Genomic DNA, 13,995 nt, shown 5'->3' with positions numbered 1-13,995 from the left:
GCTAGTCTGCACGCACTCATGGCTACCTATGCAATCGGCGATGTACAAGGCTGCTTTGCCTCGCTCAGACAGCTCACCAAGACGGTCGGATTCAATCCGGCACAGGACCGTCTCTGGTTCGTGGGGGATCTCGTCAATCGCGGGCCGGACTCGCTTGGTGTCCTTCGCTATATCCGGGACCTCGGGCCGGCTGCGGTCACCGTGCTCGGCAATCACGATCTGTTCCTGCTTGCCGTGGCGACCGGCCTGACACCCCTTCGGCGCGACGATACGTTGACCCAAATCCTCGATGCCCAGGACTGCGGCGAACTCACGGCCTGGCTCAGACAGCAGCCGTTGCTCTATCGGGAGGGCTCCTATGTACTGGTCCATGCGGGGCTCTTGCCGCACTGGACGATCGAGGAGGCCCAGCAATTCGCCATGGAGGCAGAAACGGCACTGCGGGGAGAACAATCCAGCGCAACGCTTCGCGCCCTTCACCCCAGCGGCTCTCTGCAATGGCACTCCGATCTGAAAGGCCCGGTGCGCCTTGCCACCATCATCAAAGTGTTGACCCGAATCAGAACCTGCTCCGACGACAGTATCATGGAATCGACCTTCTCCGGCCCGCCGAAACTCACACCCCAGGGATTTCGCCCCTGGTTCGATGTCCCGAACCGACGAAGTGCGACCGCCACAATTGTGTTCGGGCATTGGGCGGCAATGGGCCTGCATCTCACACCGAATCTGTGTGCCCTGGACAGCGGCTGCGTCTATGGGCGGCAACTCACCGCCGTACGACTGGAGGACCGGAAGGTCTTCCAAGTGCGTTGCGAGGAGACACGTGGAGACAAATGAGCACCCGCTCACGGTCGATTGGCCCCGCTACAATAGCAGGGCGCTGCCGACCTACCGATTCCTCCCGGGCCTGACTCCACATCCACGCCGCGATCCACTGGGGCATTCCTTCGCAGAGCCGGAGCCACGCCCGCGCCCGTTTGAACCGCACCAATGGTCGAATTCAGAAGACTATTTGTATGCGGTCGATCTCTATAACTTCGGGTACTGGTGGGAATCGCACGAAGTGTTGGAGGGGTTGTGGCACGCGTGCGGACGCAGAACGACGGCGGGCAACTACTTCCAAGCCCTCATTCAACTCGCCGCCGCCCATCTCAAACGCGCGCTCGGCAATGAGGCAGCCGTGCGCAAGCTTGCCCATAGCGGGCTCCTGCGCCTGCAGAACAGTCCCGCCTCCTACATGGGGCTTGATACCGTCACATTCGCCGATGACGTCACAATGTGGATGGGGGACACCAGCCGGCCAGCCGTGCGTATTCGATTGGAGCACTGTGGCAACGGGCCATCAGTGAACAAGGCCCCCTGAGCAATCCATCGCTCCTGGTAGGGCCAGGAACACCTTCGATGGTTCAAGCAGGTCCGCGTCGAGAAGTAAGCCGCATCGTCGCTGCTGGCAACGGTAAGGATTGATTCCAGCCGGGATCGAAGTTGGGGGAAGCGGCAACCGGCTAGTGATAACTTTCAGAATCGGACGGGAAGGTGCCCTGCTCAACCTCATCCTTGTACCGGCGGAGAGCCTGCAGAGCATCGACCTTGAGATGCGCGTAGGGTTTGACGAACTTCGGCACAAACTCATCGAAGAGACCCAGCAGGTCGTACAACACCAGCACCTGACCATCGCAATGCGGGCCGGCCCCGATGCCGATCGTCGGAATCGTGAGTGCCTCCGTCACGGTCTTGGCCAACCCCGCGGGAATCGCTTCCAGCACGATCCCTATGGCCCCGGCCGCTTCCAACGCCTGCGCGTCTTCAAGCAGTTGCTGCGCCCGATCCTTGCCCTTTCCCTGAACCTTATACCCGCCGTACTGATGAACCGATTGCGGCGTCATCCCGAGGTGCCCCATCACCGGGACACCAATTTTCACGATCGCCGACACACGGTCCGCAACCGCAGCTCCCCCTTCCAGCTTCACGGCATGGGCTCCGGCCTGAATGAACCGGCCGGCGTTTCGAAGTGCCTCCTCCTGGCTGACCTGGTAGGACAGGAACGGCATATCGCCGATGACCAACGACCGCTGAGTCGCTCCGGCCACCAGTTTGGTATGGTACAGCATCTCCTCCATCGTGACTGAGAGGGTGTTGGACTTGCCCTGTACCACCACCCCCAGGGAATCGCCCACCAGGATCACGTCGATGCCCGCCTCTTCGACGATGCGCGCAAACAACGCGTCGTACGCGGTGACGACCGTGATCTTCCGTCTGTCGCGCTTGCACTTCTGCAAGTCCGGGACGGTCATCACCCGAGCTCTGCTTTCGTAAGAATTTCCGGCAGCCGCTCCGTCGACTTGATCGCCATGATGTGCACTCCGTCGCAGTACGGCCGCACGGCTTTGATGGTGCGCACGGCAATCTCAACACCGGCATCGAGGGCCCGCTTGTCCCCCGCCGCGCGCATTTCGTCGATCATGTCCTGCGGCACACAGACGCCGGGAATGTTGGCGTTCATGAATTCTGCCATCTTCGCGCTACGGAGCAACAGAATTCCGGCCAGCACCTTGACCTTGAAGGGACGCACCGCCTCCATGAATTTCTTGAACTGCTCCGGCTGATAAATCGCCTGGGTTTGAAAGAACTCCGCGCCCGCCCGCACTTTGACCTCGAACTTGACCAACATCGGGCCGAGCGGATCGGCTTCGGGAGTCACGGCCCCGCCGATCGTAAAAGCGGTGGACCCGTCGAGCTTGTTGCCCGCATAGTCCTTCCCGTTATTCAATCCCGTGACCAGCTGCATGACCTGAACAGAATCCAGGTCGTACACCGGCTTGGCTTCTTTATGGTCGCCTACGGTGGGATAGTCTCCGGTCAGACAGAGGATGTTCCGGATGCCCAGAATGTGCGCCCCCATGAGATCGGATTGCATCGCGATCCGATTACGGTCCCGACAGGTCAGCTGCATCACCGGGTCATGCCCCAACTCATACAACACACGGCAGACCGGCAAGGACCCGGCACGCACGATCGCGGCCGTGTTGTCGGTGACGTTCACCCCATGCACGCGTCCGACGAGCGCCTTGGCACTTTCCACCACATGGGTCAGGTTCGTGCCCTTCGGCGGGTTATACTCCACCGTCACGGCAAATTGTCCCTGGGCCAATACGTCTTTGAGTCGCCGCGGCTCTCGGCTCATGCGAGTCTCCTATGCATCTCGATCCTTACCTGCCCTTCTCCACGGTCGCAACGGACAAGCCGCTGGCCCAACGAGGGCCTTCCGGGGCCGCGCGTGATGCGATGCGAGGGATGCCGGGCATCACGTGGGCGCTCACCGGCGAGCAAATGAGCCAACAGCCTCTCGATCAACCCTATTTCATCCCTGCCATTCTCTTAGCAGATTCAACCGTATTGTCGAGCAACATCGCAATCGTCATCGGCCCGACTCCGCCGGGAACCGGGCTGATCCACCCGGCCTTGTGGCTGACCGGCTCGAAATCCACGTCGCCGCAGAGCTTGCCGTCCGGCAGCTTGTTGGTGCCCACGTCGATCACGACCGCACCCTCTCGCACCATATCCGCCGTCACGAACTTGGCTTTCCCGATCGCCACCAACAGCAGATCGGCCTCACGGCAGACCGCCGCAAGGTCCTTCGTCTTCGAATGGCAAATCGTAACGGTGGCATTGCGTTGGAGCAACATCAGCGCCAACGGTTTGCCGACGATATTGCTCCGTCCGACGACCACGGCGCGCTTGCCTTCGATCGACACGCCGGTCGATTCGATCATCTTGATGACCCCCTTCGGCGTACAGGCTTCGAAGACCGGGTTGCCTTCGACCAACCGTCCGAAGTTGTAGGGGTGAAACCCGTCGGCATCCTTATTCGGCGAGACCGCCTCCAGTACCACGCGGCTCTCGATGTGCTTGGGCAGCGGCAGCTGGACCAGGATGCCGTGAATCTTCGGATCGGCGTTCTTCTTTTCGATCAATGCCAGCAGCTCTGCTTGCGTCGTGCTAGCCGGCAATTTGTGATCGTCCACATAGATCCCTGCCAATTCGCAGGCCTTCTGTTTATTCCTGACGTACACGTGCGACGCAGGATCGTCTCCCACCAAAATCGTCGCCAGTCCAGGCTTGACTCCTGTTTTGGCCAGCACCGCGGCCGACTCTACAGCCAGTCGTTCCCGGACTTGCTGTGCCAACGCTTTTCCATCGATAATTCGAGCTGCCACGATATCCTCCCTGGCCTGAATAGAATCAAAAAGTGTCGGCACCATAGCAGGCAATTTTTCAACAAGTCAACGCTGGCGGCTCCGCGTAGACCACCGACAACGCCCCGTGGGGAGGCCATATTTCACCGCTTCTCTCCTGTCGTCGCCACTCCGCGAGCAGTCGTTCCCCTTGCACCGACCTGCGGCTTCCTTGACAGTCTCCGAGGCCCTTGGCTACGATGCATCTACAGAATCCTCTGTGCGACACCTTCGTTGATGATTTCCACGACCATCCGCCACAACAGATTCACACGGCGACTGCGCCGCCGCGGTCTCGGCCCGGCGCTCGCCCTGGTCATTGGCGTCCTGCTCCATCACCCCTGGGCCTGGGCTCTCCAAGTGAGCGGACTGGAGTCTCCGCATAGCTTTCTGGCCGACCCGGCGACCAGGTCCTATTTTATTTCCAACATCAACGGGGAAACCGATGCCCGGGATAACAATGGATTCATCACCAAGCTGAGCGACGACGGCCGGATCACCGCCTTCAAGTTTATTGAGGGCGGCCGCGGCGACGTCACGCTCCATGCTCCCAAGGGCATGGTGGTCGTTGATGACGTCCTCTATGTGACCGATCTGGATACCCTGCGCGCCTTCGACAAGACGACGGGGAAACCTCTCGCCACGCTGGCGCTCCCACGCCCCGCAGCCGGCGGCGCCGCCCAGTCCCTCACCGATGTGGCCTCCGATGGCCAAGGCCATCTCTACCTGGCCGACCAGGGCGGCAACGCGATCTATCGCGTGGATCTAGCGCCGACATTGACGCTGTCGTTGTATGTCTCCGGTGCGCACCTGGCCGGCCCCTCCGGAGTCGCCGTGCATCCCAAGACCGGACATGTGGTGGTGGTCAGTTATGATTCCGGAAAGATCTTCGACATCACCCCGGAAGGTGCGCTCACAGAACTGGCGTCGAACGGATTTTTTACCGCCCGGTTCCAGAATCTCAGCGGCGTGGATTTCGACCGGTGGGGTAGCATGTATGTCTCGGATGGGACGAAGGGCAAGATCTGGCGCATGCTCCCGAACGGGAAGTTCCAGGTGATCGCGGAATACCTGCCGGGCCCATCTGATGTGGGAATCGACCGAGTCAACCACCTGATTCTCGTCCCCTACCAAGACTCCAATGCCGCCGAGGTCAACGGCCTCGAATCGCCGACGGCTGCATCGGGTGATCGGGCCAAACGCACACTGGCGGACTATGGATTCGTCGAACCCAAGAAATCCGACAAGGAAGGATCTCCTCGCAAATGAGCCGATGTGTCTACTGCAAGCAACGCAAGGGCAAACGTTCCTGTCCCGCCCTCACCGGTTTGATCTGCAGCCAATGCTGCGGGGAACATCGACTGACGAGAATCTCCTGTCCTCCCGACTGCGACTATCTCGACACCGGGAGCGACTATCAGCAGAAGCGGCTGGGCGAGCAGTTCGCCCCGGTCCGGCGGGAGCTCTACCGGCAACTGAGTGTGGCGGGAGGCGAAAAGGCGGCCGCGCTGTTCAACCTCATCGAGGTCGTCACCTTCGGCTATTTCCACGACCGGCGAGACGGCCAGGATGCCGAAGTCTTTGCCGCCATCCAAGCCCTTCGTCGGACCTTGAGCCCCCTTCATGTGCCGTCGGCCCCGATGCCGGTGTTTGCGGAACGACTCAAGAAGGAATACGACACGTTCGTCAAACAACAGCCCCAACAGGTCAGCGATGCCGGATCAGCTCCGGAAATTCTCGATCGCGCAGTCGCGATTCTGACAGAATTTTCCGGCCAGGACTTTCAATCACGCCGCTTCCTGAACGGCATGATCGGGTACGTGAAAACATTCCACCCCGAAATCGCCGAGCATTTGACCAAACAGCACGAAGCCGGACGGATCGTGCTCCCGGGGCAACTGACCCCGCCCCCCCAGGAGCCGACCCATGTCCATAGTCCGGAATGCCGTCATCACCATCACTAATCCCCCGTCTCATTAGGCTTGCATCCGTCACTGCCCGGCATGCCTATAGCCGGCCTCTCCTGTTGATTCCTGCACCTTTCCTGCACCTATTTTCTCTTTAGTTTCGGTTGATTTCTGCCGATACAGGCGTGTCAAGACCTACGACTGCGCAACGGAGCGCGGTCAGGCGAATCGCCACAACTGACTGAAACTCATGGGCTCTTTGTTTATGGATCTTCTGGCAGGCCTGCCGAAGGGAGAGGCTCTGGCCGAACCGGCCTGGAACTCCCGTCACCGGGGCATTCTTTCGATCCTCTGGCTCCACGTGCCGGGAGTGCCGATGTTCGGTGCCTACATGGGAGCAAGTCCCAGCCTCTATCTCGGAGGGGGAGCGCTGCTCGCAGGTATCGCCGTCGCCGCACGGCTATCGGTTGTCTGCCGTCGCCTCCAGTCTGCCATTGCCACCTGCGGACTGATGACCGCCTCGGCCCTCCTCGTTCACCTCGCTGGGGGCCAAACCGAACTGCACTTTCATTTCTTCGTGATGATGTCTGTGATTGTGTTGTACCAGGATTGGCTTCCGTTTCTCGTCGGGCTCCAATTTATCATCCTCGATCACGGAGTGGTGGGCACGCTCATGCCCGACATGGTGTACGGCCATACGGGCGGGCAAACACACCCCTGGACCTGGGCCTTGATCCATGGCGGTTTCATCCTCGCCCAATGTGCGGCTCTGCTCTACTTCTGGCGGGTCAATGAACTCGCACAAGACGAGGTCCGGGAAAGCGAGGCCAGAACTCGCATGATCATCGAAACCGCCCTCGACGCCGTCATCACGACGGATGCCACGGGGACCATCAACGGATGGAACACCCAGGCTGAGTTGATGTTTGACGTCCCGCGAACCGAGGCGATCGGAAAGCCCCTGACCACCTACGTATCCGCCTCAGCCCCCGCAACCGGATCCGCCCCCCTTACACCGTACACGGGGTTAGTCCCCGGAGCCATTCTCAACCGGCGCAGTGAAATGCTGGGCCACACTTCTCAGGGGAGAAGTTTTCCCGTGGAAATCGCCATGAGCTGTCTGGCCGTCGGTGGGACGCAGCAGTTCACCATCTTCGTGCAGGACATTTCCGAGCGAAAGCAGCAGGAAGAACGCCTCCGTCGCGCGAAGGAGGCCGCCGAGACTGCCAGCCTGGCCAAGTCCCAATTCCTGGCCAACATGAGCCATGAAATTCGAACCCCCATGAACGGCGTCCTCGGGATGACCGAACTCCTCCTGACGACCCCGCTGAACGACAAACAACGCCGATACGCCGACACCGTGCACAATTCGGGCACCAATCTGTTGCACATCATCAATGACATTCTGGATTTCTCCAAGATCGAAGCCGGCCGCCTGGTCTTGGAATACATCCCCTTCGGTCTCCGCCAGCTACTCACCGAAACCATCGGGCTCTATCACGAGCAGGCTCAAAAAAAGGGACTGGCGCTGAGCGTCACCATTGCACCGGACATTCCCGACATGGTCCACGGCGATCCGCACCGGCTCCGCCAGATTCTGACCAACCTGGTCGGCAACGCCCTCAAATTCACCGAGAGGGGAAATGTGGCGGTCTCCGTGCGCCCGGACGACGGTGATCCGAGAGAGGTCCGCATTGAGGTAACCGATACGGGCATCGGCATTCCGCTGCATGCTCAGGAAAAGATTTTCGATTCCTTCTCGCAGGCGGACGGATCGATGACGAGAAAATACGGCGGAACCGGACTCGGGCTCGCCATCGTGAAGCAACTGGTCGGCATGATGGGTGGACGACTCGGCCTCACCAGCACACCCGGACAAGGCACGACCTTCTGGTTCACGCTCTCCCTTGACAGGAACAGCTCATCCGATACGGCGTCGCAGCCGCACCGCTCCGATGAGACCACCCTCACGACGGCCACACGGCAGAAACCGGGCAACTAGAAGGAGATCCCCCCATGCATGTCACTACATCCTCGATCAAATCCGGCGACTCCTTCTCTCCGGCGTCGCTCTCCGCATTGGATTCGGAAGGAACCCTCGTCCTGCTCTTCGGGGCTCCTGACTTGATCGACGCTCCCCATCGCATCCGCGAAGTGGTCGACGCCTGTCCCCGGAGTCACGTGATGGGCTGTTCGACGGCAGGCGAAATTCACGGAGGCGAAATTTCCGATGACAGCATAGCCGTCGCCGCCGTGCGCTTCGACCACACCCCGATCCGCACGGCCCACGCAGCAGTACACTCCCCAAACGATTCGTACGCCGCCGGACGCGCAATCGCCACACAGCTCAAACAACCCTCGCTCCGAGGCGTCCTGGTCCTCTCCGACGGCCTCAATGTCAATGGCAGCGAACTCGTGAAAGGGCTGAATGACACGCTGGGAGAGGCTGTTGTCGTCACGGGCGGGCTGGCGGGCGATGGGACTCACTTCAAACGAACATGGGTATTGAAAGATCGCACGCCCCAAAGCGGCTACGTGACGGCCGTCGGATTTTATGGCGACCACGTCCGGCTCGGACATGGCTCAAAGGGTGGCTGGGATAAATTCGGCCCGGAACGGCTGGTCACCAAATCCACCGGCAACATTCTCTACGAGCTAGACGGCCGTCCCGCACTGCAACTCTACAAAGAGTATCTGGGAGATCGCGCCACCGGCTTGCCCGCCACTGGACTCCTGTTCCCTCTCGCAATCAGAACCTCCCAAGCGGAGGGAAAAGTCCTGGTCCGCACCATTCTGGCCGTGGACGAAGCCACCCAATCCATGACGTTTGCCGGAGACATTCCCGAAGGGGTCTTCGCGCAGCTGATGCGCGCGAATTTCGATCGGCTGATTCAGGGCGCATCCGAAGCCGCCACGCTCACGTTCGATCACCACAACGGTTCACACTCCGATTCGCCGACGCTCTCCATCGCCATCAGCTGTGTCGGCCGGCGCCTGGTGCTTGGCGAGCGGACCGAAGAGGAAATCGAAGCCACACTAGAGATTCTGCCGAAAGGCAGCCAGCAAATCGGCTTTTACTCCTATGGCGAAATCTCGCCCTACAAGAGCGGCGCCTGCGATCTGCATAACCAAACCATGACGCTCACGACCATTACCGAGCACTAAGATCTATGCATCCGTTGCTCAAACGACAGCTGAACCGCCTGGGGCTGGACGATGCAACCGCGCCGTCCTCGCTCGAGTGCTGGCAACAGCTCCTCGAACGGGTCAGCCAGAGTTACCTGGAGTCGGATCAGGGACGCGAACTGCTGGAGCGCTCCATCGCCCTGTCGTCGCGCGAAATGCAGGAGTTGAACGAGCAACTCCGCCGCACGTCCGAAAGCCAGCTCGCCGTGGAACGGGACAAATTGCAGACGGTCCTCCGCTCCATCGGAGACGGGCTCTGCGTCGTCGATGGGCACTGGAACATCGTGCTGCTGAATCCCGAGGGCGAACGGCTGTGGGGTCTGACCGAAAAAGAGGTCGTCGGTCGCCGGCTACACGACATGATCTCCTTGTCCTACGGCACGAAGCTTACGGAACCGATCTTCACCCAGATTCTGCTGGATGATACTGCCCAGGGAGGCTCGTTCCGGACCGATGACGGGCTGCTGACCTCGACCACCGGGCGCTCGTTTCCGGTGTCGTGTGTCTTGGCACCAATCGTCCAGGAGAACCGCTCGGCTGGAGCCGTGCTCGTGTTTCGCGACATTACGGACCGCAAACAGGCGGAGGACATCCGTCGTCATACGGAGAGTTTGCTTCGGCGACAACAGAGCACCCTCCTTGAGCTGACACGCAACAGCATCATTCAGAGCGGCGTTCTGGAACCGGCGTTGCAGGAAATTACCCGCGCGACGGCGATGACCCTCGGAGTGAGCCGAACCAGCATCTGGATCTTGAGTGAAGGCCACGACTCAATCCGATGCAAGGATCTCTATGAATCGTCGAAGAACAGCCACTCCTCGGGAACTGAGCTCCAATCGGCCGACTTTCCCGAATACTTCCGGGAACTTCTTTCCGAGCGCGTGATCGATGCCTCGGATGCCAGATGCGACCCTCGCACCCGTGAGTTCACCGCCAGCTATCTCGAGCCCCTCGGAATCGGCGCCATGCTGGACATTCCAATTCGCTTTAATGGCAAACTCGTCGGGGTGCTCTGCAACGAGCATATCGGCCCACCCCGCCCCTGGATGCTGGAGGAACAGCAGTTCGGCCATGCGATCGCCTCTCTGGTATCCCTGGCGCTCGAAGCCGTCGAACGTCTTCACGCAGAAGGAGCGCTGCGCAAGAGCGAAGGCCGGACGAGATTGATCATCGACACCGCACTAAGCGCGGTGATTGGGATGGACGAGCGAGGCCTTATCATCGGCTGGAATACGCAGGCCGAGCAGATCTTCGGCTGGACCCGCCAGGAGGCCCTCGGCCGTGCGATGACAGACACCATCATTCCGCATGCGCACCGCGAGGCCCACCAACGCGGGCTTGAGCAGTTCCTCAAGACCGGTGACGGCCCGATCTTGAACAAACGAATCGAGATCACGGCGCTGCGACGCGACGGCACAGAGTTCCCGGTCGAGCTGGCCATTACCCCGCTCCGTATCGAGAATGCCTATACCTTCACCGCCTTCGTGGTGGATATTTCAGAACGAAAAGAGGCGGAAGAGGCCTTGCGCACGAGCGAAGCACGGTTGACGATGACCGTGCAGGGCTCGCACATCGGGATCTGGGACTGGAACCTCACCACAGGCGTGATCTATTTCTCTCCGCAATGGAAGAACCAGCTCGGCTATGACGACACCACGCTCCCCAATAACTTCGACGAGTGGCGGACGCGGATCCATCCTGACGACCAACCATTCGTGCAGGAAACCATCCAGACCTGTCTGGATGGCCAACGATCCCAGTTCGAACTTGAACATCGTCTTCGACATCGAGACGGCTCTTATCGATGGATCCTGTCTCGCGGCAGTCTGATTCGAGATGTTTATGGCGTAACCGCGCGCATGGTCGGCATCCACATCGATACCACCGACCGTAAACAGGCTGAGCAGGAGCTCCGTGCCGCGAAGGAAGCCGCAGAGGCCGCCAGCAAAGCGAAGAGCGAGTTTCTGGCCAATATGAGTCACGAAATCCGCACTCCCATGAACGGAGTATTGGGCACAACCGAACTGCTGCTCAACAGTGCGCTGACGGACAAACAACGCCATCTCGCATCGACCGTGCATCGATCCGGAAGAACGCTGCTGGCCATCATCAACGACATTCTGGACTTTTCAAAAATCGAAGCCGGGAAACTCGATTTGGAATGCGTCGACTTCGACCTGCTCCCGGTGCTCGAGGAATCGATCGAGTTGTTCGGTGAAGCGGCCCGCCGGAAACAGCTTCGCCTTTCTCAACACATCGCCGACGCGGTCCCGCGCTACCTCAAGGGCGACCCGGTTCGGTTCCGCCAGATCCTCATGAATCTGCTGAGCAACGCGATGAAATTCACCGAAACTGGGGGCGTCTCGTTGAACGCCGAGTATGTAGAAGGAACCACCACCCAGGCCCTGCTGCGCTTCGCCGTGACCGACACCGGCATCGGCATTCCGCCGGCCGCCAAATCACGCATCTTCGACGCCTTCTCTCAGGCGGACGGGTCGACTACCCGACGATACGGCGGGACCGGACTGGGCCTCTCTATTGCCAAGCAGCTGGTCGGCCTCATGGGTGGGACCATCACCGTGGAAAGCACACCGGGAAGCGGCTCGACCTTCGCGTTTACGACCCGCTTCGATCTGCAACCCCTGGGATCCGGACTCTCAACGAAGCTCGCGCCGTATGCGCAATGGGCAGATCCCCTCGTCTCGCCCAGACAAACGAGCGACATTCCCTGCCCCCAGGTAACTGAAGCGGGAGCAGCAGCACCGAGCCCCAAACAGAGCGGGCGCATTCTGCTGGCCGAAGACAGTCCCGTCAATCGCGAAGTGGCCGTCGGCATGTTGGAGCAACTGGGCTATGAAGTCGAGGTGGCGGAAAACGGCCGGCAGGCCATCACGGCCGCCGAACGCAACCAGTTCGACATCGTGCTGATGGACTGCCAGATGCCTGAAATGGACGGGCTCACGGCCACCGGAGAAATTCGCCGTCGCGAAACAGTCTCCGGTCGGCGTCGACTACCCATCATTGCCTTGACGGCGCATGCCATGCAGGGAGACCGCGAACACTGCCTCGCCGCCGGCATGGACGATTATCTGAGCAAACCATTCACCCAGATGCAGTTGCAGGGAATCGTCCGTAAATGGCTGAGTCACCATGAGCCTCCCGCGCAGGCCGCACAGCCGAACGCGACAGCTCCCGGAACTCAATCCGTGCCCCCTCAACCCACGACTGAGCCGGCAGCGGACCCCCCAACTGCATCGCCAGGCATGGACCTCAAGGCCCTGGAGGGCATCCGTGCGTTGCAACGTCCCAACCGGCCGGACGTGCTGGCCTCCGTGCTTCGCAAGTATCTCGACAATTCGCGAGAAAGCGTGGACGCACTACGTGACGCCATCCGCGCCAACGACCCGATGGCCCTGGAAGCAATCGCGCATCGCCTCAAATCTAGCAGCGCGCAACTCGGCGCCATTGCGGTGGCCGCCTGCTGCAAAGAGCTCGAAACCATGGGGAACAGAAAACATCTCGTCGATGCCGACCAGATGTTTGCCCAGTTGGAATCCGACTATCGCGCCGCTTGTACCGTCTTTCGAAATGAGATCGCCAAGGAGAAGCAGACATGAACCCGCTGACACCAGGACGAGCACCCTATGCACTGATTACGGACGACGATATCATCATCCGTATGTTCGCCCGGGAGGCGCTGGAGCAAGCCGGGTGGGTCGTCGAGGAGGCTCAAAACGGAATTGAAACCTGCGAACTTTTCCAGAAGTGTCCGCCGGACGTGGTGCTGCTGGACGTCATGATGCCCGGGATGGACGGGTTCGCCACCTGCGCGGCATTACGCCGGCTGCCTGGCGGCGAACATACCCCCATTCTTATCATGACCGGACTGGACGATTTTGAATCGATTACGAAGGCCTACGATGCCGGCGCGACCGATTTTATCGTCAAACCACTGAATGCGATGCTGCTGACCCACAGGATTCGTTATATGGTGCGCGCCGACCAGGTGCTCCAGGAACTTCGGGAGAGCCAGGCCACGCTCACGCAAGCCCGCGATGCCGCGATTGAGGGCGCCCGACTCAAATCCGAATTTCTCGCCACCATGAGTCACGAAATCCGTACCCCCATGAACGGCGTCCTGGGCATGACCGATTGGTTGCTGGACACGCCCCTTACCGCCGAACAGCTTGACTGCGCTCAGACGATCCGTTCATCGGGCGATGCCTTGATGGTCATCATCAACGACATTCTGGACTTCTCCAAAATCGAATCCGGGAAACTGTCGCTTGAATTGCTGGACTTCGACTTGCCCACATTTCTAGACCGTATTCTGGCCCTCTTTGGAGAACGAGCACAACGGAAAGGTTTGTTGCTGACTTCACGGATCGCCGAGGACGTGCCCGGCAGCCTGTGCGGCGACCCGGCAAGGCTGCAACAGATCCTCAGCAATTTGCTTGCGAACGCCATCAAGTTCAGTGAGCACGGTTCGGTCTCCGTCCTGGTGGAACTCGATCAACGACTACCCGAACAAGGCCTTGAGTTTCCTGCGACCAGATATGGGGAACCGTCGACGCAGCAGGAACGGGTGATGCTTATCCGATTTTCCGTCTCGGACAACGTACTATATGCGGAAAGCAAGCACGCCGTGCGGACAGATCTCCTCTGTG

Annotated in this window: 11 protein-coding genes; 8 read left to right on the top strand and 3 right to left on the bottom strand. The window is 60.2% G+C overall.

The window, feature by feature from the left end; all coding sequences use genetic code 11:
• Positions 1-18: 18 nt before the first annotated feature.
• On the top strand, positions 19-837 hold the full coding sequence (locus H8K11_16830) for a symmetrical bis(5'-nucleosyl)-tetraphosphatase (GenBank protein MCS6265418.1): 819 nt from the start codon (positions 19-21) through the stop codon (positions 835-837).
• A complete protein-coding gene (locus H8K11_16825) occupies positions 824-1,363 on the top strand; it encodes a DUF309 domain-containing protein (protein MCS6265417.1) in 540 nt (179 codons plus the stop codon). Before H8K11_16830 ends, H8K11_16825 begins: the two co-directional genes overlap by 14 nt.
• Positions 1,364-1,505: 142 nt before the next feature.
• On the opposite strand, the gene panB is transcribed toward H8K11_16825, so the two are convergent.
• The 3 genes from panB to folD form a co-directional block, all read right to left on the bottom strand.
• Positions 1,506-2,294, bottom strand: a complete 789-nt coding sequence (gene panB, locus H8K11_16820; protein MCS6265416.1) for a 3-methyl-2-oxobutanoate hydroxymethyltransferase — start codon at positions 2,292-2,294, stop codon at positions 1,506-1,508.
• Positions 2,294-3,184, bottom strand: coding sequence for a methylenetetrahydrofolate reductase (locus tag H8K11_16815; GenBank protein ID MCS6265415.1), 891 nt, complete (start codon positions 3,182-3,184; stop codon positions 2,294-2,296). The genes panB and H8K11_16815 overlap by 1 nt, the downstream gene beginning before the upstream one ends.
• Before the next feature lie 172 nt (positions 3,185-3,356).
• Positions 3,357-4,217 carry a bifunctional methylenetetrahydrofolate dehydrogenase/methenyltetrahydrofolate cyclohydrolase FolD gene (gene folD / locus H8K11_16810; GenBank protein MCS6265414.1) on the bottom strand — a complete coding sequence of 287 codons (861 nt, stop codon included), beginning with the start codon at positions 4,215-4,217 and terminating at the stop codon, positions 3,357-3,359.
• Positions 4,218-4,472: 255 nt separating this feature from the next.
• Between folD and H8K11_16805 the strand changes: the two genes are divergently transcribed.
• The 6 genes from H8K11_16805 to H8K11_16780 all read left to right on the top strand — a co-directional run.
• Positions 4,473-5,504 (top strand): hypothetical protein, encoded by a 1,032-nt coding sequence (locus H8K11_16805; GenBank protein MCS6265413.1) that lies wholly within the window; start codon positions 4,473-4,475, stop codon positions 5,502-5,504.
• The gene (locus tag H8K11_16800) at positions 5,501-6,199 is read left to right on the top strand and encodes a hypothetical protein (protein ID MCS6265412.1); all 699 of its coding nucleotides are present in this window, start codon (positions 5,501-5,503) and stop codon (positions 6,197-6,199) included. Before H8K11_16805 ends, H8K11_16800 begins: the two co-directional genes overlap by 4 nt.
• Positions 6,200-6,392: 193 nt before the next feature.
• A complete protein-coding gene (locus H8K11_16795) occupies positions 6,393-8,144 on the top strand; it encodes a PAS domain S-box protein (GenBank protein MCS6265411.1) in 1,752 nt (583 codons plus the stop codon).
• Positions 8,145-8,158: 14 nt separating this feature from the next.
• A complete protein-coding gene (locus H8K11_16790) occupies positions 8,159-9,307 on the top strand; it encodes an FIST C-terminal domain-containing protein (GenBank protein MCS6265410.1) in 1,149 nt (382 codons plus the stop codon).
• Between the two features lie 5 nt (positions 9,308-9,312).
• Positions 9,313-12,945 carry a PAS domain S-box protein gene (locus H8K11_16785; protein MCS6265409.1) on the top strand — a complete coding sequence of 1,211 codons (3,633 nt, stop codon included), beginning with the start codon at positions 9,313-9,315 and terminating at the stop codon, positions 12,943-12,945.
• A partial coding sequence (locus H8K11_16780) for a response regulator (protein ID MCS6265408.1) occupies positions 12,942-13,995 on the top strand: 1,054 nt, incomplete at its 3' end. The genes H8K11_16785 and H8K11_16780, both read left to right, overlap by 4 nt.

This window comes from Nitrospira sp. (assembly GCA_024998565.1).
GTDB lineage: Bacteria > Nitrospirota > Nitrospiria > Nitrospirales > Nitrospiraceae > Nitrospira_A.
The sequence above is the reverse complement of the archived record's forward strand: the minus strand, read 5'-3'. Positions and strand labels throughout refer to the sequence as shown.

What these genes read in the sequence shown, in the direction of transcription:
- H8K11_16785 (MCS6265409.1), top strand. Translation starts at nt 9,313, where the DNA reads ATGCATCCGTTGCTCAAACGACAGCTGAACCGCCTGGGGCTGGACGAT.
- H8K11_16800 (MCS6265412.1), top strand. Translation starts at nt 5,501, where the DNA reads ATGAGCCGATGTGTCTACTGCAAGCAACGCAAGGGCAAACGTTCCTGT.
- H8K11_16805 (MCS6265413.1), top strand. Translation starts at nt 4,473, where the DNA reads ATGATTTCCACGACCATCCGCCACAACAGATTCACACGGCGACTGCGC.
- H8K11_16815 (MCS6265415.1), bottom strand. Translation starts at nt 3,184, where the DNA reads ATGAGCCGAGAGCCGCGGCGACTCAAAGACGTATTGGCCCAGGGACAA.
- panB (MCS6265416.1), bottom strand. Translation starts at nt 2,294, where the DNA reads ATGACCGTCCCGGACTTGCAGAAGTGCAAGCGCGACAGACGGAAGATC.
- H8K11_16830 (MCS6265418.1), top strand. Translation starts at nt 19, where the DNA reads ATGGCTACCTATGCAATCGGCGATGTACAAGGCTGCTTTGCCTCGCTC.
- H8K11_16795 (MCS6265411.1), top strand. Translation starts at nt 6,393, where the DNA reads ATGGGCTCTTTGTTTATGGATCTTCTGGCAGGCCTGCCGAAGGGAGAG.
- H8K11_16790 (MCS6265410.1), top strand. Translation starts at nt 8,159, where the DNA reads ATGCATGTCACTACATCCTCGATCAAATCCGGCGACTCCTTCTCTCCG.